The organism is Chromobacterium sp. Ag138, assembly GCF_055181315.1.
In genome coordinates this window covers 3,916,735-3,937,786 of the sequence record NZ_JBUPWA010000001.1, presented here as the reverse complement: position 1 = coordinate 3,937,786, position 21,052 = coordinate 3,916,735, and the positions used below count along the sequence as shown (strand labels likewise).

The window sequence follows — 21,052 nt, the reverse complement described above, 5'->3', positions numbered from 1 at the left end:
CGAGGGAGCCTGTTTTTTTGCCTGAACGCCGCGCCGGACTCAGCCCAACGTCTTCTCGATCAGCGCCTTCACCTGGCCGGCGTCCGCCGGCAGGATCACCACCCGCTGCGGCAGCGATTCCAGCGCCTCGAAACCGGCCGGGCGCGACGGATCGCGGTCCAGCGCCTCGCGGATGGTCTCGGCGAACTTGGCCGGCAGCGCGGTTTCCAGACAAACCACGGTTTCGCCTTCGCGGCGCAGCTCGCGCGCCACCTTGATGCCGTCGGCGGTGTGGGTGTCCACCACCACGCCGTCCTCGGCGTCCACCTGGCGGATGGTCGCGATGCGGTCGCTGTGCCCGCTCTTGCCGGAGACGAAGCCGAACGCGCAGCGCACGCGCTCCATGGTTTCCGCGTCCAGCTGGAAGCCGCCGCCGGCGTCAACCTCGGCCCACAGCCGCTTCACCGCCTCGCCGTCGCGGCCGACCAGGTCGAACACGAAGCGCTCGAAGTTGGACGCCTTGGAGATGTCCATCGACGGGCTGGAGGTGACGTAAGTGCGCTCGCTGCCGCGCGGCGCGTAGCGGCCGCTCTTGAAGAACTCGTCCAGCACGTCGTTTTCGTTGGTGGCGACGATCAGGCGCTCCACCGGCAGGCCCATGCTGCGCGCCACGTGGCCGGCGCAGACGTTGCCGAAGTTGCCGGACGGCACGCAGAAGCTGACTCTGTCGTCGTTGCTGGCGGTCGCGCGGAAATAGCCGTTGAAGTAATACACCACCTGGGCGACGACCCGGGCCCAGTTGATCGAGTTGACGGTGCCGATCTTGTGCTTCGCCTTGAAAGCGTGGTCGTTCTGCACCGCCTTCACGATGTCCTGGCAGTCGTCGAACATGCCCTGGATGGCGATGTTGTGGATGTTGTCGTCCTGCAGGCTGTACATCTGCGCGCGCTGGAAGGCGCTCATCTTGCCGTCCGGGCTCAGCATGAACACCTGGATGCCGCGCTTGCCGCGCATCGCGTATTCGGCGGCGGAGCCGGTGTCGCCAGAGGTGGCGCCCAGGATGTTAAGCGTCTCGCCGCGCTTATCCAGCGCATACTCGAACAGCTGGCCGAGGAACTGCATCGCCATGTCCTTGAACGCCAAGGTCGGGCCGTTGGACAGCTCCAGGATGGCCAGGCCGTCATGCAGGCGCTTGATCGGCGTGATGGCCTCGCTGCCGAACGTCTCGGCGCGGTAAGCCCGCTCGACGATGCCTTTCAGGTCGTCCGCCGGGATGTCGTCGGCGAACAGGCGGATGATCTCGAACGCCAGCTCGGCATAGCCCAGAGCGCGCCAGGCATCCAACGTGGCGCGGTCGATTTGCGGATAGCGCTCCGGCAGCAGCAGGCCGCCGTCCGGCGCCAGGCCCATCAGCACGGTTTCGCAGAACGGCAGCGGCGCCATGCCGCCGCGGGTACTGATATATCGCATCAATGTTGTTCCAGGTATTGGCCGCAGGCGGCGGAGGCTTCCTTCAGCCTCTGCTTGCCGCGCGGATCGTCCTTCTTGATCTGGCCGGTGACCACCCCCATCACTTCTTCCTCGGTGAAGGTGCCGGCCAGCTTTTCGCTCGCGCACTGGCAATAGCGCTGCACCTGCTCGTTGCCCGGCTGGCCGACGCCGTCGGACGCCGGCGTGCGCTTCAGGCAGCTTCGCATCAGAAAGCCCTGCAGCAACTGGTGCTGGCCGGAGCTGAGCGGCGTCGCGGCGGCGATGCCGGAAAGCAGCGCGGCGCACAGGCCGGCTTGCAAGAACTTAGTCATTCAACTCTTCCATTCTCAGGCGCACCACCTTGCCGTCGACGCTGTCCAGCGCCTCGATGCCGGCGATGGCGCGGTTGATCGCCTTCTCCTGCACCCGGTGGGTCAGGATCACCACTTCGGCGGTGCCGTCGCTGACCGATCCCTTCTGGATCAGCGCCTCGATCGAGATGCCGTTCTCCGCCAACAGGCGGGTGATGTTGGCCAGCACGCCGGCGCGGTCGATCGCCCCGATCCGCAAGTAGTAGGAGCTGGTCACCTCGGCGATAGGCAGGATGGGCAGATCCTGCAGCTGGTCCGGCTGGAAGGCCAGATGCGGCACGCGATGCTCCGGGTCCGAGGTCAACAGGCGGGTGACGTCGACGATGTCGGCCACCACCGCGGAGGCGGTGGGCAGCGCGCCGGCGCCGGCGCCGTAGTACAGCGTCGGGCCCAGCGCGTCGCCCTTGACCAGCACCGCGTTCATCACGCCGTTGACGTTGGCGATCAGGCGGCCTTCCGGAATCAGCGTCGGATGCACGCGCAGCTCCACGCCCTTGTCGGTGCGGCGGGTCAAGCCCAGCAGCTTGACGCGGTAGCCCAGTTCCTCGGCGTAGCGGATGTCGCGGCCGTCGAGCTTGCTGATGCCTTCCAGATAGCACTGGTCGAACTGCATCGGGATGCCGAAGGCCAGCGCCGCCATGATGGTCAGCTTGTGGCCGGCGTCGTGGCCTTCGATGTCGAAGGTCGGATCCGCCTCGGCGTAGCCCAGCTTCTGCGCCTCGGCCAGCACGTCGGCGAAGCTGGCGCCCTTGTCGCGCATCTCGGTCAGGATGAAGTTGGAGGTGCCGTTGATGATGCCGGCGATCCACTCGATGCGGTTGGCCGCCAGGCCTTCGCGCAGGGTCTTGATGATGGGAATGCCGCCGGCCACCGCCGCCTCGAACGCCACCATCACGCCCTTCTCCTGCGCGCGGGCGAAAATTTCGGTGCCGTGCAGCGCCAGCAGCTTCTTGTTGGCGGTGACCACGTGCTTGCCGTTTGCGATGGCCTTGAGCACCAGCTCCTTGGCGATGGCGTCGCCGCCGATCAGCTCCACCACGATGTCGACTTCGGGGTTGTCGACGACCTGATGCACGTCGTCCACCACAGACACCTCCGGCCCCAGCGCGGCGCGCGCCTTGGCCGCGTCGCGGCTGGCGGCCACCAGCAGGCGGATCTCGCGGCCAGCGCGGCGGGTGATCTCGCCGGCGTTGCGTTTCAGCACGGTGGCGGTGCCGCCGCCTACGGTGCCCACGCCCAGCAGGCCGATATTGATCGGTTTCATGCACATCTCCATTCAGTCCCTGGTTTTATTCCGGCCGAAGGCCGTCTGGACAGGCCAAGCCTCTCCAGACAGTCCTCAGGCGGCGGAGGACTGTCCGCCGCCCCAGGTCAAACGCTTACTCGGCGGCGCCGTGACGCTTGCGGTAGCTTTCCAGGAAGCGCGCGATGCGGCCGATGGCCTCGATCAGATCGTCCGAGTTGGGAAGGAATACCACGCGGAAGTGATCGGGCGCAATCCAGTTGAAGCCGCTGCCCTGCACCAGCAGCACCTTCTCCTGCTGCAGCAGCTCCAGGATGAATTGCTGGTCGTCGGCGATCGGATACACCTTGGGATCCAGCTTGGGGAACAGGTACAGCGCGCCTTGCGGCTTGACGCAGGATACGCCCGGAATCTCGGTCAGCAGCTTGTGCGCCAGATCGCGCTGGCGGGCCAGGCGTCCGCCAGGCGCCACCAGGTCGTCTATGCTCTGGTAGCCGCCCAGCGCGGTCTGGATCGCGTGCTGCGACGGCACGTTGGCGCACAGCCGCATCGAAGCCAGCATGTTCAGGCCTTCGATGTAGTCCTTGGCGTGCTTTTTCTCGCCGGACAGGATCATCCAGCCGGCGCGGTAGCCGCAGGCGCGGTAGTTCTTCGACAGGCCGTTGAAGGTCACCACGAACAGATCCGGCGCCAAGGACGCGATCGAGGTGTGCTTGACCGCGTCGTACAGCACCTTGTCGTAAATCTCGTCGGCGTAGATGATCAGCTGGTGCTGGCGCGCGACGTCGACGATCTGCTGCAGCAGCTCGGGCGGATACACCGCGCCGGTAGGGTTGTTGGGGTTGATGATGACGATAGCGCGAGTGGACGGCGTGATCTTGGCGCGGATGTCGTCGATGCTGGGGAACCAGCCCTGCTCCTCGTCGCACAGATAATGCACGGCTTTGCCGCCCGCCAGGCTCACCGCGGCGGTCCACAGCGGATAGTCCGGCGCCGGCACCAGCACTTCGTCGCCGTTGTCCAGCAGCGCCTGCATCGCCATCACGATCAGTTCGGACACGCCGTTGCCGACGATGATGTCGTCCATCGCCACATTCGGCAGATGCTTCTGCTGCGCGTAATGCATGATGGCCTTGCGCGCGGCGAACAATCCCTTGGAATCGGAATAGCCGGACGCCGCCGGCAGATTGGCGATCACATCCTCGATCAGTTCGTCCGGCGCGAAGAAGCCGAACGGCGCCGGATTGCCGATGTTGAGCTTGATGATGCGATGGCCCTCGTCCTCCATCTTCTTCGCGTGCTCGAGCACCGGGCCGCGAATGTCGTAACAGACGTTGGCGAGTTTCTGCGATTTGTGTACTGGCTGCATGGCGGCGGCGGTTTCCGTTTCAGGCCGCCCGCCGGACGGAACGGTCTTGCGCTGGCGGTGTGGTTGTTTCATGGGATCTCTTGTCATTGTCCTGCCGACTGGAAACCACGCTTCGCGCGTGGTCGCGCCGGCCCCGGGTCTGGGTATAATCCTATCCCAATCTTTGGTGCGCTGCACAGCGCCGCCGCGCGGCCCGCCCGCCGCGCCACCCACACACGCCAATGGAGCCATTCCGATGAAAATGCATCAGTCGCTGGGACAAGGCAAAAACCTGTTCACCGGCTACGGCGAAGGCCACGTGCTGATCAACGCCGAGCGCCGCGACGGCAACCTGATCGTCAGCGCCGACGAAGTGGCGGTCTGGTCCGCGCCGGACTTCTCCAGCCTGGCCGCGGAGCACTTCGAGACATTGCTGGCCTACCGGCCGGAAGTGGTGCTGTTCGGTTCCGGCACCACCCAGCGCTTCGTCCATCCGCGGCTGTACGCGGCGCTGACCCAGGCCGGCATCGGCGTCGAATGCATGGACACCCAGGCCGTCTGCCGCACCTTCAACATCCTGCTGGCCGAAGACCGCCGCGTGGTCGCCGCGCTGCTGGCGATTTAAAGCGCCGCGCGCTTTCGCGACTGGCCGCCGTCACGGTGGTAGAGCCACACCACGGCGGCCGACGCCAGCGACACCAGCGCCAGCAACGCGAACAGCGCCGCCTGGCTCCAGGCCAGGCCGATCAGCACCCCGCCCAGCCATGGCCCCAGCACCGAGCCGACGCGGCCGATGCCCAGGCTCCAGCCGACGCCCGTGGCCCGCAGGCCGGTGGGATAGGCGCTGGCCGCCAGCGCGTTGACCGCCGGCTGGCCGCCGATGATGAAGAAGCCGACGCAGAACAACAGCGCGTACAGCCACAAGGCCTGTCCCTCCACCTGTCCCAGCAGCCACAGGCCGAGCGCGGCCAACAGGAAACAGGGCGGCAACGCGCGGCGGAACCCGCCGCGGTCTATCCACCACCCCAGCAGCAGCGTGCCGGCCACCCCGCCCAGCTGCAGCATGCTGCCCGCCAGCAGCGCGTCGCGCATCTCCAAGCCCTGCGCCCGCAGCAGCGACGGCATCCAGTTGGACAGGAAATACAGCACGATCAGGTTCAGAAAGCTCAGCAGCCACAGCAGCAGCGTGCGCCGGGCCAGGCCCTCGCCGAACAGCGCGGCCACGGAATTCCCGGCCGACGGCGTCTCCGCCAGCCACGGCCGGCAGTCGGCCGGCAGGCCCGGCTCCATCCGCCGCAGCCAGAACAGGGCCTGGGGCGCGCGGCCGCGCAGCAGCAGAAAGCGCGCCGATTCCGGCAGCCCGCGCAGCATCGGCGGCCACAGCAGCAGCGGCGCGACGCCGCCGAACACGAACACCGCCCGCCAGCCGTGCGCCGGAATCAGCCACGCCGCCAGCAGGCCGCCCAGCAGCGCGCCGGCGGTGAAGCCGCAGGAAATGATCATCATCAGGCTGGCGCGCCGCCGCGCCGGGCTGTATTCGCCGGCCAGCGCCATCGCGTTGGGCATGATGCCGCCAAGGCCCAGGCCGGTGAGAAAGCGCAGAACGATCAGCTGCGGCAAGGTCTGCGCCGCCGCCGTCGCCAGCATGCCCGAGGCGAACATCAAGGTACAGGTCAGCAAGACCGGCCGGCGGCCGACCCGGTCGGACAAGGCGCCGAACAACAGCGCGCCCAGCAGCAGCCCGAACAGCCCGGCGGCGAACACCGGCCCCAGCGCCGATTTGGCGATGCCCCAGTCCTCCAGCAGGGCCGGCGCGACATAACCCATCGCCTGCACGTCGAAGCCGTCCAGAATCATGCACAGCCCGCACAAGACCAACAGCCGGCGCTGAAACCCGCCCAACGACCGCTCATCCAGCCACTTGCCCAACTCCATGCCCGCCCCTTCGATATGCGAATGTCAAAACAGCATCGAAGAAAGGCGGGAAAGGGTCAAGCTGCGGCGCAGCACCAGATACTGGGAAGCTAAATACAAACAGCATCAATGAATTACGGCGTTAGTCTGCAGCCTGCCAATCCCCTTTGGCCAGTGCCGACAAAACAGGCTTGGGCCAGGGGCTTTTAAGCCGCCGTTTTTTTGATCGGCGGCGCCTGGTCCAAACCTGTTTTGTCGGGGTTTCTCGGGCCACAGGGGCGGCCTGGGGGTGCCGGGGGGCTGGCCGCTCAGCCCCCTGGTCTGCCCTGCGGGCAGCCCCGCCATGCAAACATCCATCCGCACCGCGGATTCCACATCAAACAAAATGCCGCTCACTTTCAGCAAGTGAACGGCATTCCCTAAAACATTCCTACATCGGGCCTAAACAGCCCGCGCGCCCCTCAGTGCAGCTTCAACGCCGGCCGCGCCGCGCGCCGCAGCTTGTCGCCGATGAACAGCAGAATCGCCAGCGCCCAGCCATGCACGGCCGCCTGGTGCATCCGGTACAGCGAGGCGTAGATCAGCTTCGCGCCGCGGCCTTCCACATGGTAGTCGCGCTTCGGCCCCACCACCGCCGCCAGGCTGCCCACCGCGGTGTGCTTGCCCAGCGACACCATCATGCCCTGCGGCTTGAAGACGAACGGCTGCGCCGGCTTGTCGTCCAGCCTGCGCGCCAGCTCGTCTGCCAGATAGCGCGCCTGCTGATGCGCCACCTGGGCGGTGGCGGCCAGCATGCGGCCGCTGTCGCCGTCCGGCGCGGCCGCGCAGTCGCCCATCGCGTAAACGCAGTCGCCGCCGGCGCAATGCAGCCGGGTATCCACCACCAGCTGGTTGACGCGGTTGGTTTCCAGTCCGTCCAGTCCGGCCAGCCAGCCCGGTGCCTTGACGCCCGCCGCCCAAACCGTGATGTCGGCCTCCACCTTGCGGCCGTCGGACAAGGCGACGCCGTCCGCCTCCACCGCCGCCACCCGGCTGCCGGTCAGCACCTGGATGTGCTTACCGGCCAGCTGCTCCTCGGCATAGGCCGACAAGGACAGCGGCGCGGCGGCCAGGATGCGGTCGGCGCCTTCTATCACGCTGATCCTCACCCGCTCCGGCTGCAAGCGCGCGCCGTAGTGGTGCAATTCGCACATGGTGTGGTTCAACTCCGCCGCCAGCTCCACGCCGGTGGCGCCACCGCCGACGATGGCGATGGACAGCGCGCGCGCCGGGGCTTCGCCGCTGCTGGCGCGGAAAGCCTGCTCCAGCACGCGATGGCGCAGCTTCTCGGCGTCGTTGGGCGTGTTCAGGAACATCGCGTGCTCGGCCACGCCGGGCGTGCCGAAATCGTTGGCTTCGGCCCCGACGGCGATCACCAGCCAGTCGTACGCGATCTCGCGCTCGGGACTCAGCAGCTGGCCGTCGCTGCCGGGTATCGCCGACAGGCGGATGGTGCGGCGCTTCTGGTCCAGGCCCTGCATGAAACCGAACTCGAAATCGTAGCCGTTGCGGTAGCCATGGGCGAAGTAGTTGACCTCGTCCTCGCCGGTATTCAGCGCGCCGGTGGCCACTTCATGCAGCAACGGTTTCCAGATATGGGTGGGCGAGCCGTCCACCAGCACGATCTGCGCGCGATGGCGCGCGCCCAGCGTGCGTCCCAGCCGGGTCGCCAGCTCCAGCCCCCCGGCGCCTCCCCCAACGATGACGATGCGCGGCACAGCCGCGTTGCGGCTTAACATAAGCAGCTCCTGATGAGTGGTATTTTTTGCCAAGATTACCGCATTTTTCGTCCCGCCAGCGGCGTCCGGAGAAAATTAGCACCATGCCATGGAAACTTCATGCCCGCAGCCTGGCCGCGCAGGCATCCGGAGGCCGCCGACGCCGCGCCGCAGCCAGAAAACATGCCGTTGGCGCGCCGCGCAAAGACGCGATCCGGGATCAGGGCGCGGACTCGCGCCTCTTATCCACAGCCGCTCGCCGCGCCGCCACTTGTCCACAGCATAAACGCGCCCAGCATGAAAAAAGGGCAGCGGCTCATGGCCGTTGCCCGTTTGCGCCGCCATCGTCCCGCGAGGCGGCATGCTCCGATCGGAGCCGCTCTCTACCAAAGCATCTTCGCCAGCAGCCCGGCCAACAGGATGGCGATCAGCATCAGCAGGAAATTCTGCCGCTTCTGCTCGCGCATCAGGTGCATATAGCCTTCCACCAGGAGATCGGTCTTGGCCGAGCCCAGCGCCTCGTTGAATTTGCGCGGCAGGGTCGGCAGCGTGGTCGCCCACTGCGGCGCTTCGTTTTTCAGCGTGCGCAGCAGGCCGCGCCAGCCGATCTGCTCGTTCATCCACTTGGTCAGGAAGGGCTTGGCGGTGTCCCACAGGTCCAGCTCCGGATCCAGCTGCCGGCCCAGGCCCTCGATATTGAGCAAGGTTTTCTGCAGCAGCACCAGCTGCGGCTGGATCTCGACGTTGAAGCGCCGGCTGGTCTCGAACAGGCGCAGCAGCACCATGCCGAACGAGATCTGGCTCAGCGGCTTCTCGAAGATAGGTTCGCACACGGTGCGCACCGCGGCCTCCAGCTCCTCGGCGCGGGTATCCTTGGGCACCCAGCCGGACTCGATGTGGGCGGTGGCCACGCGGTGGTAGTCGCGGTTGAAGAAAGCCAGGAAGTTGACCGCCAGGTAATGCTTGTCGGAATCGGTGAGGCTGCCGACGATGCCGAAATCCAGCGCGATGTAGCGGCCGTCCGGCGCGACGAAGATATTGCCCGGGTGCATGTCGGCATGGAAGAAGCCATGGCGGAACACCTGGGTGAAGAAGATCTCCACGCCGAAACGGCTGAGCTGTTTCAGGTCGACGCCGGCTTCGCGCAGCCTGTCGATCTGCCCCACCGGGATGCCGTGCATCCACTCCAGCGTCAGCACCTCGCGGCTGGAGTAGTCATAGAACACCTCGGGCACGATCAGCATGTCGCTGCCCTTGAAGTTGCGCCGCAGCTGCGAGGCGTTGGCCGCCTCGTGCATCATGTCCAGTTCGTCGTGCAGGTATTTGTCGAACTCGGCCACCACTTCGCGCGGCTTCAGGCGCTTGCCGTCGGAGAACAGCCGCTCCACCCAGCCGGCCAGCGCGCGCATCAGGGAAAGATCCTGCTCAATCACCGGCAGGATTCCGGGCCGCAACACCTTGACCGCCACCTCGCGGCCGCGGCTGCCGTCCGGCTGGCGCAGCCAGGCCTTGTGCACCTGGGCGACCGAGGCGCTCGCCACCGGCGCGAGATCGAAATCGACGAACAGCTCCTCCACCTTGCGGCCCAGGCTGCGCTCCACCACCTGGCGCGAGATTTCGCCGTCGAACGGCGGCACCCGGTCCTGCAGCCGCGCCAGCTCGTCGGCGTATTCAGGCGGCAGCAGGTCGCGGCGGGTGGACAGCACCTGGCCGAACTTGACGAAGATCGGCCCCAGGCTTTCCAGCGCCAGCCTCACCCGCTGCGGCAGCGGCGCGGAGGTGTCGCGGCGGACCGGACACAAGCCGAACAGCTTGTGCAGGAAGGCGAGCCTGGAGTGTCCCTCGAGGAAATCGTCCAGACCGTAACGGTACAGGGTGGCAACAATCTTCAGCGAACGCGATATCGACATAAATCCGTCAGGTCTGGGAATTCTGTTTAGGTGTGAGCGCGGCTTCCAGCCGCTCCAGCCGCTTGTCCAGCCGGCCGGCGTCGTCGCGCAGATGATCCACTTCGGACACGAAGCGCTGCACCAGATGGCGGCTGGCCAGCAGCGGCGCTTCCTCGCGCAGGTGCTCGATCCAGCCCTCGGCCAGGCGGAAGGCCAGCTGGCCCTTGAAGCCGAACAGGCCGCGCGCCAGGTTTTCCATCCGTTGCGCGGCCACGTCGCCGAACACACGCGACAAATCCTCGCTGGCGTGCCAGTGCAGCTGGCCGACGATGCGCCCCACCGCCGACGCCAGCTCGGCGTCGCCCTCCAGCGCGATGTCCGACAACTGCGGCGCCTGGCCGGACAGATGCGACAGCACCGCGCCGTGGCGCAGCTTCAGCCTGGCCTCGGGCTCGCCGCCGCAGGCGGCCAGCCAGCCTTCGTCGGTGATCACGCCGGCCACGTGCAGCGGCGGCAGCGCGATCGCCACCCGGCGGCCGGCATGCGCGGCCAGCTCGGCGCGCCTCGCCGGGTGCTGGTTCAGGAGGTGGTTGAAGGCTGCGATCTGGATGGCCATGAAGCGCTCTCCCGCGAGATCAGAACTTGACGCCCTTGTGCAGCGCAACAACGCCGCCGGTGAGGTTATGGTAGTCCACCTTGCCGAAGCCCGCGTCCAGCATCATCTGCTTCAGCGTCTCCTGGTCCGGGTGCATGCGGATGGATTCGGCCAGGTACTGGTAGCTGTCGGCATCGTTCGCCACCAGCTTGCCCATGATGGGCAGCGCCTTGAAGGAATAGAAGTCGTAGAACGGCGACAGCGGCTTCCACACCTTGGAGAACTCCAGCACGAACAGCTTGCCGCCCGGCTTCAGCACCCGGCACATTTCCTTCAGCGCCGCGTCCTTGTGGGTCATGTTGCGCAGGCCGAAGGCCACCGAAACCGCGTCGAAATAGTTATCCGGGAACGGCAGCTTCTCCGCGTCGGCCAGCGACACCGGCAGGATCACGCCCTCGTCCAGCAGGCGGTCGCGGCCCACGGTCAGCATCGAGCTGTTGATGTCGGTCAGCCATACCTCGCCGGTCTTGCCGACGCGCTTGGCCCAGCCGCGCGACAGGTCGCCGGTGCCGCCGGCGATGTCCAGCACCTTGTCGCCGGCGCGCACGCCGGAGGTGGTCAGCGTGAAGTGCTTCCACACCCGGTGCAGGCCGCCGGACATCAGGTCGTTCATCACGTCGTACTTGCCGGCCACCGAGTGGAAGACTTCGGCCACCTTGCCGGCCTTGTCGCTCTCCGCCACGGTCTTGAAGCCGAAATGCGTGGTCTTATCCATGTTCACTCCCTGCTCGCGCCGGCGGCGGCGAGCTTGTCCAGGTATTGCTGCCAATACTGGCCGCGCTTGGCGCCCAGCTCGTATAGATAGGTCCAGCTGTAGAGGCCGCTGTCGTGGCCGTCGTCAAAGGTGATCTTCAGCGCGTAATGGCCCACCGGCTCCAGCGCCGTGATGCCCACATGCATCTTGCCGGTCTGCAGCTTTTCCTGGCCGGCGCCGTGGCCGCGCACTTCCGCCGACGGCGAATGCACGCGCAGGTATTCGCACGGCAGCTCGAAGCGGGCGCCGTCGTCGAAGGCGATTTCCAATATCTTCGACACCTGGTGCAGCTGGATTTCCACCGGCTGGGCGGAAGGCAAAGGCTGTCCTGACATGACCATCTCTCTCCTGAAACTCAATAACCGTCAGTTCATCCCACAATGACTGCAGGGAACTGCACAACAGTTCCAATTACAATCAGAAGTATCGCCAGTCGTTGCTTGCGCAGCATTCGTCGGTTACTTCTCTTGAGCTCGTTTAACAATGATTCATTCATAAGCCCACCAGGCGCATAACCACTTGGACTACCTCGCCACAGCAGCACGGTTCCGGCACCCACCAAACACATGCCCAAGATCGTCATCAACTTAAGCAGAATTTGGCAGGTCATGGGTGTTAGCCCTTACGTTCCAGCAGCATGGCGTCGCCGTAACTGAAGAAACGGTATTCCTTCTCCACCGCGTGGCGGTAGGCCTGGAAAATCTGGTCATAGCCGGCGAAGGCCGACACCAGCATCAACAGCGTCGATTTCGGCAGATGGAAATTGGTCAGCAGGCGGTCCACCACGCGAAAACGGTAGCCTGGCGTGATGAAGATGTCGGTCTCGCCGCGGCCGGCGGCCAACTCGCCGCCGCGGGCGGCCGACTCCAGCGCGCGCACGCTGGTGGTGCCGATGGCCACCACCCGGCCGCCGCGGGCGCGGGCGGCCGCGACGGCATCCACCGTGGCCTGCGGAATGTCGTAAATCTCGCTGTGCATCTTGTGCTCGGCCACGTTGTCCACCTTCACCGGCTGGAAGGTGCCGGCGCCGACGTGCAGCGTGACGAAGGCGGTTTCCACGCCCAGCGTCTTCAGCCTGGCCAACATCTCGTCGGTGAAATGCAGGCCGGCGGTCGGCGCCGCCACCGCGCCCTGCTCGCGGGCGTAGACGGTCTGGTAGCGCTCGTCGTCGTCGTGCTCGGCGCTGCGCTCGATATAAGGCGGCAGCGGCAGCTTGCCGGACGCGTCCAGGATGTCGTAGACGTTTTCCTCGGCCAGGAAGCGCAGTTTGAACAGCGCGTCGTGGCGCTCCACCATCTCCGCCTCCCAGCGGCCGGCGAAGATCAGGCGGCTGCCGGGCTTCGGCGATTTGGAGGCGCGGACGTGGGCCAGCGCGGTGTGGTCGTCCAGCACGCGTTCGATCAAGGCCTCGACCTTGCCGCCGCTGGCTTTTTCGCCGAACAGGCGGGCGCGGATAACGCGGGTGTCGTTGAACACCAGCAAGTCGCCGGCTTGCAGCCGGGACGGCAGATCGGCGAAACTCAGGTCGGACAGCGTCATGCCGTCCACGTGCAACAGGCGGCTGGCGCCGCGCTCCGCCGGCGGGTGCTGAGCGATCAGCGCCTCGGGCAGGTGGTAGTCGAAATCGGAAAGCTGCATTGCGGAAACTATCATTCGGAATCCGCGAATTATACCCGCGCCCACTCGCCGGGCACAGTGCCGCGCGTCGACAACCCTTGCTTTCTCCGACTTTTCGCCACATTATGCTTTTGACATTAACGTGCCCTGCGCGCCGAAAAAACGTCGAAAAATCTAGGGCCTTCACTCTAAACCGCGCGAAGCGATGCGCGCCGCGGCGTACCAAACAACCGTTTTAAATCCCGCAAACGCTGGACATCTTGCGGCGAATTGCGGCAAACTCGCGGCCAAGATGAAAAACAGGAGCCTGGCCTTGAGCCAATCCATCCTCGTGCTGCACGGCCCCAACCTCAACCTGCTTGGCGTTCGGGAACCACAACACTACGGCCGGGACACCCTTGACGACATCAATCGGCGCCTGACTCAGCAGGCCAAAGCGGCCGGCTTTTCGCTGTCCGCGCTGCAGAGCAACGCCGAACACATACTGATAGAACGCATACACCAATGCCTGGATGACGGCACCGCCTTCATCCTGATCAATCCGGCGGCGTTCACCCACACCAGCGTCGCGCTGCGCGACGCGCTGGCCGCGGTGAAGGTGCCGTTCATTGAAGTACATCTATCCAACGTCCACGCCCGCGAACCGTTCCGCCAGCATTCGTATTTCTCCGATCTGGCGCTCGGCGTGATCTGCGGTCTGGGCGCCCATGGCTACGAACTGGCGCTTGCGCACGCGGTGCGACACCTGTCCGCGCAAGCCTGACCATCGTTACAGAATATCCAATCGAAGGATCGACAATGGACCTGCGTAAACTGAAAAAACTGATCGACCTGGTCGAAGAGTCCGGCATCGCCGAACTGGAAGTGACCGAAGGCGAGGAAAAAGTCCGCATCACCCGCGTATCCTCGGCCTCCCAACAAGCTTTCGTCCAGCCGATGGCCCAGATGTATGCCGCCGCCCCGGCCGGCGTTCCCGCCGCCGCTCCGGCAGCCGCCGCGCCGGTTGCCGCCCCGGCCTCCGACACCCAGAACGCGATGAAGTCGCCGATGGTCGGCACCTTCTACCGCTCCCCGAGCCCGGGCGCCAAGTCCTTCATCGAAGTGGGCCAGAGCGTCAACGCCGGCGACACGCTGTGCATCATCGAAGCGATGAAGCTGATGAACGAGATCGAAGCCGACCGCTCCGGCGTGATCAAGGCCATCCTGGTGGAAGACGGCCAGCCGGTGGAATACGGCGAACCGCTGTTCGTCATCGAGTAAGCGCTCGGACGACATCGCGAGATTCAGGGCACGGCCAAGGTCTGTGCCCTTGTCGTTTGACGTGACAGCATGGGCCCCGGAGCGGCCAAGCGCCCGAACCGGATCAGCCCGCGGAGAGATTCCATGTTCGAAAAAATTCTGATCGCCAACCGTGGTGAAATCGCGCTGCGCATCCAGCGCGCCTGCCGTGAAATGGGCATCAAGACCGTGGTCGTGCACTCCGAGGCCGACCGCGAAGCCAAATACGTGAAGCTGGCCGACGAATCGGTCTGCATCGGCCCGGCCCCGTCGGCCAAGAGCTACCTCAACGTGCCGGCGCTGATCGCCGCCGCCGAGGTGACCGACGCCCAGGCCATCCATCCCGGCTACGGCTTCCTGTCGGAAAACGCCGACTTCGCCGAACGCGTCGAGCAGTCCGGTTTCGTCTTCATCGGCCCGCGCCCGGACACCATTCGCACGATGGGCGACAAGGTGTCGGCCAAGCATGCGATGATCGAGGCCGGCGTGCCCTGCGTGCCCGGCTCCGACGGCGCGCTGCCGGACGACCCGGCCGAAATCGCCAAAATCGCCAAGAAGATCGGCTACCCGGTCATCATCAAGGCCTCCGGCGGCGGCGGCGGACGCGGCATGCGCGTGGTCCACTCCGAAGGCGCGCTGATCAGCTCGGTGCAGATGACCCGCACCGAGGCTGGCGCGGCGTTCGGCAATCCGACCGTCTACATGGAGAAATTCCTGGAGCTGCCGCGCCACATCGAGATCCAGGTGCTGGCCGACGAATACGGCAACGCCATCTATCTGGGCGAGCGCGACTGCTCGATGCAGCGTCGCCACCAGAAGATCATCGAGGAAGCGCCGGCGCCGGGCATCACTGACAAGCAGCGCCAAAAGATCGGCGAAGCCTGCGCCGAAGCCTGCCGCCGCATTGGCTACCGCGGGGCCGGCACCTTCGAGTTCCTGTACGAGAACGGCGAGTTCTACTTCATCGAAATGAACACCCGCGTGCAGGTGGAGCATCCGGTGACGGAAATGATCACCGGCGTGGACATCGTGCAGGAGCAGATCCGCATCGCCGCCGGCGAGAAACTGCGCTATAAGCAAAAAGACATCGTGTTCGCCGGCCACGCGATGGAATGCCGGATCAATGCCGAGGACCCGTTCACCTTCGTGCCGTCCCCGGGCAAGATCGAGAGCTACCACCCGGCCGGCGGCCCCGGCATCCGCATCGACTCGCACATCTACCAGGGCTACACCGTGCCCTCGCATTACGATTCGATGGTGGGCAAGCTGATCGCTTACGGCGACACCCGCGACCAGGCGATGGCGCGGATGCGCGTGGCGCTGTCGGAAATGGCGATCTCCGGCATCAAGACCAATATTCCGCTGCACCAGGAGCTGTTCCTGGATGCGGCCTTCCAGCGCGGCGGCACCAGCATCCATTATCTGGAGCACCGCCTGCAGCAGAAAAAAGGGGAAGCCTGATGGCATGGTTGCAAGCCACCATTGATTCCGACTCCGCCGTCGCCGAACGGCTGGCCGACGCGCTGATGGATGCCGGCGCGCTGTCCACCGCCATTGAAGACGCCTGGGCCGGCACCGACAAGGAACAGCCGATCTTCGGCGAGCCGGGCGAGCCGGTGGACCAGCTGTGGAGCCAGAGCCGCATCATCACCCTGTTCGACGAGAACGCCGAAGTGGCGCTGCTGATCGCCGCCGCCGCCAACGCCTGCCAGCTGGCCATGCCGGCCTACAGCGTCGAGCGCGTGGAGGAGCAGGACTGGGTGCGCCTGACGCAGTCTCAGTTCGAGCCGATCCGCATCTCCGACCGGCTGTGGATCACCCCCACCTGGCACGAGGCGCCGGCCCCCAACGCGGTCAACCTGCAGCTGGATCCGGGCCTGGCCTTCGGCACCGGCAGCCACCCCACCACCCGGCTGTGCCTGCAATGGCTGGACAAGCAGCTGCAGGGCAACGAAAGCGTGCTCGACTACGGCTGCGGCTCCGGCATTCTGGCCATCGCCGCGCTGAAGCTGGGCGCGGCCTCGGCCGTGGGCATCGACATCGACCAGCAGGCGGTGCGCGCCAGCAAGGACAACGCCGAGCAAAACGGCGTGGCGGCCGATTTCTTCCTGCCGGACGCCAATCCGCAAGCCCAGTACGACGTGGTGCTGGCCAATATTCTGGCCAATCCGCTGCGCATGCTGGGCGACCTGCTGGCAAGCCACGTGAAAACCGGTGGTAGAATCGTGCTTTCCGGCATCCTCGCCGAACAAGCCGAAGAACTGTCCGCCATCTACAGCCAATGGTTCGAGATGGACCCGCCGGTGTTCGACGAAGGATGGACTAGACTGACAGGAACCCGACGCGCCGCCGTATGACATACACGACACAGTGCCCCAACTGCCAGACCCGTTTCAAGGTCAATGACAGCCAGTTAGCAGCCGCCAATGGACTGGTGCGCTGCGGGCGCTGTTCCCATGTATTCAAGGCGCCGGACCATTTCGTCATCACCCGCCCCGAGCCGGCCCCCGCCCCGGCGGCGGCTCCGGCGCGCGACCCGATGGACGACTTCGAGCTGGAAGTGCCGGATTTCGATCCCCAGGCCCAGCAGGGCGACGTCCAGATCCTGCCGGACCCGGTCGCCGCCCAACAGCCGCGCGCGGCGTCCGCCCCCGCCCAGGCCGAAGCGCCGTCCCCAAGGCAGGAAGACGTGGAAGCGTTTCAGCGCGCGCTGACCGAGGCGATGCAGAACCGCAATGTCTCCACGCCGATCGGCAACCCCTTCGACGATCCCGAGCCGCCGTCCGCCCCGGCCCAGCCCGAGGTGTTCGGCAGCCGCCGACGCGCCGACGCGGCGCATGCCGAGGAAACGCCGCCGGCGCGCGTCGAACTCGATGAGCCGCTGTTCACCGACGCCGACGCGGTGGAGGAGGAAGCGGCGCGCACCCACAAGCCGGCGGGCCCCTGGCTCAACGGCCTGTTGGCCGCGCTGGCGGTGATCGGCGCGCTGTTCCTCGCTGCGCAGCTGGTCTACATCAACCGCACCCGCATCGCGGCCGAAGTGCCGGAATCCCGGTCGACGCTGGAGCATCTGTGCCGCGCGCTGGACTGCGAAGTGCCGTGGCCGACCGACATCGCGCTGATCCGCACCGAGTGGTCGGAGCTGGCCTTTGTCCCCGACTATCCCAACCTGATCCAGCTGTCGGCGACGCTGAAGAACCATGCGCAGTATCCGCAGGCGTATCCGATGCTGGAAGTGACGCTGAAGGACAGCGACGACCAGGTGCTGATCCGCAAGGTTTTCGCGCCCAAGGAATATTTGAAGCCGGACGACCTGAAGCTGAACCGCTTCAATGCCAACAGCGAGGTCAAGGTCACCATGCGGCTGGACGCCGGCAAGGTGCATGCGATGGGTTACAGCCTGTACTGGTTCTACCCCTGAGAACGGACGGCGCGTCCGCGCCGCCCGGAATCCCCGCCCTACTCCTCAATCTTGAAATCGAATTCCTGGCTCAGGGTCGCGCTCGGGGCGCAGCGGTATTCGCGCAAGGCCTTGGCGATCTCCACGCGGAAGCCGCTGCGGTATTGCGGCGGAATCGCCGCGCTGAACGTCGCGCTTCTGATGCCGGATACCGAGCCGTCGGCGCCGGTCTTGAACGTCACCTTGACCAAGCCTGCCACTTCATCCCTCATCGCCGCCACCGGATAGTCGGGCTTTTGCTGCTTGGCGCATCCCGCCGCCGCCGCAGTCATCGTCGCGCCCAGAACCAGCAAACCGGCCACCACCATCTTTGTTTGCATGACCTACTCCTTCCCGATACACGGTGCGCGTGCCTACGCGCGCCGGCTTCCGTTATAGGAAAAGAGATGATTGTCCGCACACAAACATTTTCATTAAAAATCAATCGCTTGGCATGAAAATTCCGCTTCAACCGCGGAAGAATTCCGCCAGGTATTCGACGAACACCCTCACCTTGCCCGGCACATGGCGGCGCACCGGATACACCACCGACAAATCCAGGCAATGCCAATGGTAGCCGGGCAGCACCGGCACCAGCCTGCCGTCGGCCAGCTCCTCGTCCAGCAGGAAGCGCGGCTGCAGCACGATGCCCATGCCGTGCACGGCGGCATCGGTCAGCACGTCGCCGTTGTTGGCCTTGAGTCCGCCCTTCACCTTCACTCTGCCCTGGCTGCCGTCCGGCGCCTGATAGTCCCAGACATTGGGCTGGGACGTCAGCGCGTACAACAGGCACTGGTGGTCGACCAGCTCTGCCGGACTGCCGGGCGTGCCGTGGCGCGCCAGGTAGTCCGGCGAGGCGGCCAACAGATCCTCGATCTGCGCCAGCTTGCGCGCCACCAAAGAGGAGTCGCTGAGGTTGGACACCCGCAGCGCCAGGTCGAAGCCTTCCTCCACCAGGTCCACGCGACGGTCGTTCAGGCTCAGCTCCACCTCGATCTGCGGATGGCGCTGGTGGAAGCCGCCGATGATGCCCCCCAGGTAGCGCATGCCGAAGGATACCGGCGCCGACACCCTCAGCCTGCCCACCGGCTCGCTGGCGCCATGGGACAGCAGGGCGTCCAGCTCGTCCAGTTCGCCCAGCAGGCTGCCCGCCTGGGCCAGATAGGTTTCGCCGGCCTCGGTCAGCGACAGCTTGCGCGTGGTGCGATGCATCAGCCGCACGCCCAGCCGGTTCTCCAGCGCCGCCACCAGCTTGGTCACCATCGCCCGCGACAGCTCCAGCCTTTCCGCCGCCGCGACGAAACTGCCCAGCTCAGCCACGCAGACGAAGGCGCGTATCTCGGAGAATCTATCCATATAATTTCTTATAGAGAAATAATAATTTTCAAATTGTAGTATTTATTGAATATAAAGCCGATGGTCAAATAGCGCCATACCAATCTGAACCGGAGCACCCACCATGAACCGACTGCAAAACCCCTACCTGGCCGCCCTGACCCTGCGCGTGGCGCTGGGCCTGATGTACCTGTCCCACGGCGCGCTGAAGCTGTTCGTCTTCACCCCGGCCGGCACCGCCGAGTATTTCGCCAGCCTGGGCTTGCCCGGCTTCGTCGGCTATTTCGCCATCTTGATCGAGATCGGCGGCGGCCTGCTGCTGCTGGCCGGCATCCAGGCCCGTTGGGTGGCGCTGCTGCTGATTCCGCAATTGCTGGGCGCCATCGTCCTGGTCCACGGCGCCAAGGGCTGGATGTTCACCAACGAGGGCGGCGGCTGGGAATACCCCGCCTTCCTGATCGCCAGCTCGCTCGCGCTGTTCCTGCTGGGCCAGCCGGAACGGCAGCGCCAAGCCTGACCCAGTCCGGTCCCCGATCTTCAGCCCCGCCTCCGCGGGGCTTTTCCGCTTTTTAGAGTTGCATTACAAAAATGCAACAGCGCCCGTCTTTCCTACCATTTCCCCAAGTCCGCAATATTCAAGCGCTATCTCGCGCCCGGCCGCCAATATGCTGCGACGCAGCAAACAATCAAGACAATTCCGACTTGCACATTTTCTTGATTGCCATCAAGCTGCTGCGTGATTTGAATGTAGTTAAACTACAAAAATTGGCAAGATACGCACAAGCCCAGCCGCCGGCCCGACATGGCGGCTGCCTGTATATAATTGTCAAAATCCCGTCAGGACAAGCCAGCACAACAAAGCATGCCGCGGCGCAGTCATCGCCCGGCCCCATCCAACGGCTTGATTGACGCTCGTAATAAAACGACTGGAATTATCCACGAATTGAGGAGTTTCTCATGGGCACCACCGCACCAAGACTAGATGTTCTGGCCCCCCTTTCCGGGTGGCTGGTCCCCTTGGACAGCGTTCCGGACCCCGTGTTCGCCGGCAAGATGGTCGGCGACGGCATCTCGCTCGATCCCACCTCGGGCAGTCTGCTGGCTCCGGTCAGCGGCGTGGTCAGCAATCTGCACTCCTCCCACCACGCGCTGACCATCACCACCGCGGAAGGCGTGGAAGTGATGGTGCACATCGGCATCGACACCGTGATGCTGAAAGGCGAAGGCTTTTTCCCGCTGGTCGAACAAGGCCAGCAAGTTGCCGTCGGCCAGCCGGTCATCGACTTCGACCTTGACCTGGTCGGCCGCAAGGCCGCCAGCCTGCTGACCCAGATCATCGTCACCAACGGCGAGTCCGTGGCCAGGATGAGCCTGGCAGACGGCATGGTTGACGCCGGCAAGAGCGTGGTGCTGTCGCTGCAGCTGGCCAACGGCAAGGCGGTGCTGCCTGTCGAAGCCGCCGAACCCCAACTCTCCGCCGACATCGCCATCGGCAACCCCGCCGGCCTGCACGCCCGTCCGGCGGCGGTATTCGCCAGCAAGGCCAAGACCTTCGCCTCGGACATCCAGCTGATCCTGGGCGACAAGGAAGCCAACGCCAAATCCGTGGTCGCCGTCATGGGTCTGGCCACCAAGCTGGGCGACCTGGTGCGCGTGCGCGCCGCCGGCGCCGACGCCGCGGCCGCCATCGCGGAACTGACCCAACTGTTGAACGACCGCTGCGGCGAGAAAGCCGACGAGGCGCCGGTCGCCCCGGCCGCCGCGCCGGTCTTCGCCCAGCAGCAGGACAGCGACAGCCAGCTGGCCGGCGTCGGCGCTTCGCCCGGCATCGCCATCGGCCGCATCGTTCATCACCGCCTGCAGGAATTCGACGTGCCCGAGCACGGCAAGGGCGCCAATGTGGAACAACAGGCGTTCTCCCGCGCCGCCGAAGAAGCCGCCGCCCAGCTGGATCTGGTCAAGGCCCAGCTGACCGACCCGGCCAAGCAGGCCATCCTGTCCAT

At 65.5% G+C, this 21,052-nt stretch carries 21 protein-coding genes; 8 read left to right on the top strand and 13 right to left on the bottom strand.

Going from position 1 to position 21,052, the window contains the following annotated elements:
* Window positions 1-39: 39 nt before the first annotated feature.
* From thrC to ACY3GB_RS18460, 4 genes are all read right to left on the bottom strand, one after another.
* The gene (gene thrC, locus ACY3GB_RS18475; RefSeq protein ID WP_463090015.1) at window positions 40-1,449 is read right to left on the bottom strand and encodes a threonine synthase; all 1,410 of its coding nucleotides are present in this window, start codon (window positions 1,447-1,449) and stop codon (window positions 40-42) included.
* Complete coding sequence (locus ACY3GB_RS18470; protein WP_463090014.1) at window positions 1,449-1,781, bottom strand: hypothetical protein; 333 nt, start codon at window positions 1,779-1,781, stop codon at window positions 1,449-1,451. The genes thrC and ACY3GB_RS18470 overlap by 1 nt, the downstream gene beginning before the upstream one ends.
* On the bottom strand, window positions 1,774-3,084 hold the full coding sequence (locus tag ACY3GB_RS18465) for a homoserine dehydrogenase (RefSeq protein WP_463090013.1): 1,311 nt from the start codon (window positions 3,082-3,084) through the stop codon (window positions 1,774-1,776). Before ACY3GB_RS18465 ends, ACY3GB_RS18470 begins: the two co-directional genes overlap by 8 nt.
* A 115-nt stretch (window positions 3,085-3,199) precedes the next feature.
* Window positions 3,200-4,432 carry a pyridoxal phosphate-dependent aminotransferase gene (locus tag ACY3GB_RS18460; RefSeq protein ID WP_463090958.1) on the bottom strand — a complete coding sequence of 411 codons (1,233 nt, stop codon included), beginning with the start codon at window positions 4,430-4,432 and terminating at the stop codon, window positions 3,200-3,202.
* 235 nt (window positions 4,433-4,667) lie between these two features.
* On the opposite strand from ACY3GB_RS18460, the gene ACY3GB_RS18455 reads away from it, so the two are divergent.
* Window positions 4,668-5,036, top strand: a complete 369-nt coding sequence (locus tag ACY3GB_RS18455; protein ID WP_463090012.1) for an Mth938-like domain-containing protein — start codon at window positions 4,668-4,670, stop codon at window positions 5,034-5,036.
* Here ACY3GB_RS18455 and ACY3GB_RS18450 read toward each other — a convergent pair.
* The 7 genes from ACY3GB_RS18450 to queA form a co-directional block, all read right to left on the bottom strand.
* The gene (locus tag ACY3GB_RS18450) at window positions 5,033-6,346 is read right to left on the bottom strand and encodes an MFS transporter (RefSeq protein ID WP_463090011.1); all 1,314 of its coding nucleotides are present in this window, start codon (window positions 6,344-6,346) and stop codon (window positions 5,033-5,035) included. The genes ACY3GB_RS18455 and ACY3GB_RS18450 overlap by 4 nt on opposite strands.
* Window positions 6,347-6,786: 440 nt before the next feature.
* On the bottom strand, window positions 6,787-8,103 hold the full coding sequence (locus ACY3GB_RS18445; RefSeq protein WP_463090010.1) for an NAD(P)/FAD-dependent oxidoreductase: 1,317 nt from the start codon (window positions 8,101-8,103) through the stop codon (window positions 6,787-6,789).
* A 362-nt stretch (window positions 8,104-8,465) separates the two neighbouring features.
* Entirely contained in the window at window positions 8,466-9,992 is a 1,527-nt protein-coding gene (gene ubiB, locus ACY3GB_RS18440) for a ubiquinone biosynthesis regulatory protein kinase UbiB (RefSeq protein WP_463090009.1), read from the bottom strand.
* 7 nt (window positions 9,993-9,999) lie between these two features.
* On the bottom strand, window positions 10,000-10,587 hold the full coding sequence (locus tag ACY3GB_RS18435) for a ubiquinone biosynthesis accessory factor UbiJ (protein ID WP_463090008.1): 588 nt from the start codon (window positions 10,585-10,587) through the stop codon (window positions 10,000-10,002).
* A gap of 19 nt (window positions 10,588-10,606) precedes the next feature.
* Window positions 10,607-11,341, bottom strand: a complete 735-nt coding sequence (ubiE, locus tag ACY3GB_RS18430; RefSeq protein ID WP_463090007.1) for a bifunctional demethylmenaquinone methyltransferase/2-methoxy-6-polyprenyl-1,4-benzoquinol methylase UbiE — start codon at window positions 11,339-11,341, stop codon at window positions 10,607-10,609.
* Window positions 11,342-11,343: 2 nt separating this feature from the next.
* Entirely contained in the window at window positions 11,344-11,715 is a 372-nt protein-coding gene (locus ACY3GB_RS18425; protein ID WP_463090006.1) for a gamma-butyrobetaine hydroxylase family protein, read from the bottom strand.
* A 280-nt stretch (window positions 11,716-11,995) separates the two neighbouring features.
* A complete protein-coding gene (queA, locus tag ACY3GB_RS18420; RefSeq protein ID WP_463090957.1) occupies window positions 11,996-13,018 on the bottom strand; it encodes a tRNA preQ1(34) S-adenosylmethionine ribosyltransferase-isomerase QueA in 1,023 nt (340 codons plus the stop codon).
* A 271-nt stretch (window positions 13,019-13,289) separates the two neighbouring features.
* Here queA and aroQ point away from each other — a divergent pair, with 271 nt between their 5' ends.
* From aroQ to ACY3GB_RS18395, 5 genes are all read left to right on the top strand, one after another.
* Entirely contained in the window at window positions 13,290-13,760 is a 471-nt protein-coding gene (aroQ, locus tag ACY3GB_RS18415) for a type II 3-dehydroquinate dehydratase (RefSeq protein WP_021475509.1), read from the top strand.
* A 35-nt stretch (window positions 13,761-13,795) separates the two neighbouring features.
* Entirely contained in the window at window positions 13,796-14,257 is a 462-nt protein-coding gene (gene accB, locus ACY3GB_RS18410; RefSeq protein ID WP_463090005.1) for an acetyl-CoA carboxylase biotin carboxyl carrier protein, read from the top strand.
* A gap of 123 nt (window positions 14,258-14,380) precedes the next feature.
* Window positions 14,381-15,736, top strand: coding sequence for an acetyl-CoA carboxylase biotin carboxylase subunit (accC, locus tag ACY3GB_RS18405; protein ID WP_463090004.1), 1,356 nt, complete (start codon window positions 14,381-14,383; stop codon window positions 15,734-15,736).
* Entirely contained in the window at window positions 15,736-16,632 is an 897-nt protein-coding gene (gene prmA / locus ACY3GB_RS18400) for a 50S ribosomal protein L11 methyltransferase (protein WP_463090003.1), read from the top strand. The genes accC and prmA overlap by 1 nt, the downstream gene beginning before the upstream one ends.
* On the top strand, window positions 16,629-17,696 hold the full coding sequence (locus tag ACY3GB_RS18395) for a DUF3426 domain-containing protein (protein ID WP_463090002.1): 1,068 nt from the start codon (window positions 16,629-16,631) through the stop codon (window positions 17,694-17,696). The genes prmA and ACY3GB_RS18395 overlap by 4 nt, the downstream gene beginning before the upstream one ends.
* A 38-nt stretch (window positions 17,697-17,734) precedes the next feature.
* On the opposite strand, the gene ACY3GB_RS18390 is transcribed toward ACY3GB_RS18395, so the two are convergent.
* Both ACY3GB_RS18390 and ACY3GB_RS18385 read right to left on the bottom strand, forming a co-directional pair.
* Window positions 17,735-18,055 carry a hypothetical protein gene (locus ACY3GB_RS18390; protein ID WP_463090001.1) on the bottom strand — a complete coding sequence of 107 codons (321 nt, stop codon included), beginning with the start codon at window positions 18,053-18,055 and terminating at the stop codon, window positions 17,735-17,737.
* 127 nt (window positions 18,056-18,182) lie between these two features.
* Window positions 18,183-19,070, bottom strand: coding sequence for a LysR family transcriptional regulator (locus ACY3GB_RS18385; protein ID WP_463090000.1), 888 nt, complete (start codon window positions 19,068-19,070; stop codon window positions 18,183-18,185).
* 103 nt (window positions 19,071-19,173) lie between these two features.
* Here ACY3GB_RS18385 and ACY3GB_RS18380 point away from each other — a divergent pair, with 103 nt between their 5' ends.
* Window positions 19,174-19,566 (top strand): DoxX family protein, encoded by a 393-nt coding sequence (locus ACY3GB_RS18380; RefSeq protein WP_463089997.1) that lies wholly within the window; start codon window positions 19,174-19,176, stop codon window positions 19,564-19,566.
* Between the two features lie 440 nt (window positions 19,567-20,006).
* A partial coding sequence (locus tag ACY3GB_RS18375; protein WP_463089999.1) for a glucose PTS transporter subunit IIA occupies window positions 20,007-21,052 on the top strand: 1,046 nt, incomplete at its 3' end.

Coding starts and splice junctions, on each gene's coding strand:
- thrC (WP_463090015.1), bottom strand. CDS start 1,449: ATGCGATATATCAGTACCCGCGGCGGCATGGCGCCGCTGCCGTTCTGC.
- ACY3GB_RS18470 (WP_463090014.1), bottom strand. CDS start 1,781: ATGACTAAGTTCTTGCAAGCCGGCCTGTGCGCCGCGCTGCTTTCCGGC.
- ACY3GB_RS18465 (WP_463090013.1), bottom strand. CDS start 3,084: ATGAAACCGATCAATATCGGCCTGCTGGGCGTGGGCACCGTAGGCGGC.
- ACY3GB_RS18460 (WP_463090958.1), bottom strand. CDS start 4,432: ATGCAGCCAGTACACAAATCGCAGAAACTCGCCAACGTCTGTTACGAC.
- ACY3GB_RS18455 (WP_463090012.1), top strand. CDS start 4,668: ATGAAAATGCATCAGTCGCTGGGACAAGGCAAAAACCTGTTCACCGGC.
- ACY3GB_RS18450 (WP_463090011.1), bottom strand. CDS start 6,346: ATGGAGTTGGGCAAGTGGCTGGATGAGCGGTCGTTGGGCGGGTTTCAG.
- ACY3GB_RS18445 (WP_463090010.1), bottom strand. CDS start 8,103: ATGTTAAGCCGCAACGCGGCTGTGCCGCGCATCGTCATCGTTGGGGGA.
- ubiB (WP_463090009.1), bottom strand. CDS start 9,992: ATGTCGATATCGCGTTCGCTGAAGATTGTTGCCACCCTGTACCGTTAC.
- ACY3GB_RS18435 (WP_463090008.1), bottom strand. CDS start 10,587: ATGGCCATCCAGATCGCAGCCTTCAACCACCTCCTGAACCAGCACCCG.
- ubiE (WP_463090007.1), bottom strand. CDS start 11,341: ATGGATAAGACCACGCATTTCGGCTTCAAGACCGTGGCGGAGAGCGAC.
- ACY3GB_RS18425 (WP_463090006.1), bottom strand. CDS start 11,715: ATGTCAGGACAGCCTTTGCCTTCCGCCCAGCCGGTGGAAATCCAGCTG.
- queA (WP_463090957.1), bottom strand. CDS start 13,018: ATGCAGCTTTCCGATTTCGACTACCACCTGCCCGAGGCGCTGATCGCT.
- aroQ (WP_021475509.1), top strand. CDS start 13,290: ATGAAAAACAGGAGCCTGGCCTTGAGCCAATCCATCCTCGTGCTGCAC.
- accB (WP_463090005.1), top strand. CDS start 13,796: ATGGACCTGCGTAAACTGAAAAAACTGATCGACCTGGTCGAAGAGTCC.
- accC (WP_463090004.1), top strand. CDS start 14,381: ATGTTCGAAAAAATTCTGATCGCCAACCGTGGTGAAATCGCGCTGCGC.
- prmA (WP_463090003.1), top strand. CDS start 15,736: ATGGCATGGTTGCAAGCCACCATTGATTCCGACTCCGCCGTCGCCGAA.
- ACY3GB_RS18395 (WP_463090002.1), top strand. CDS start 16,629: ATGACATACACGACACAGTGCCCCAACTGCCAGACCCGTTTCAAGGTC.
- ACY3GB_RS18390 (WP_463090001.1), bottom strand. CDS start 18,055: ATGCAAACAAAGATGGTGGTGGCCGGTTTGCTGGTTCTGGGCGCGACG.
- ACY3GB_RS18385 (WP_463090000.1), bottom strand. CDS start 19,070: ATGGATAGATTCTCCGAGATACGCGCCTTCGTCTGCGTGGCTGAGCTG.
- ACY3GB_RS18380 (WP_463089997.1), top strand. CDS start 19,174: ATGAACCGACTGCAAAACCCCTACCTGGCCGCCCTGACCCTGCGCGTG.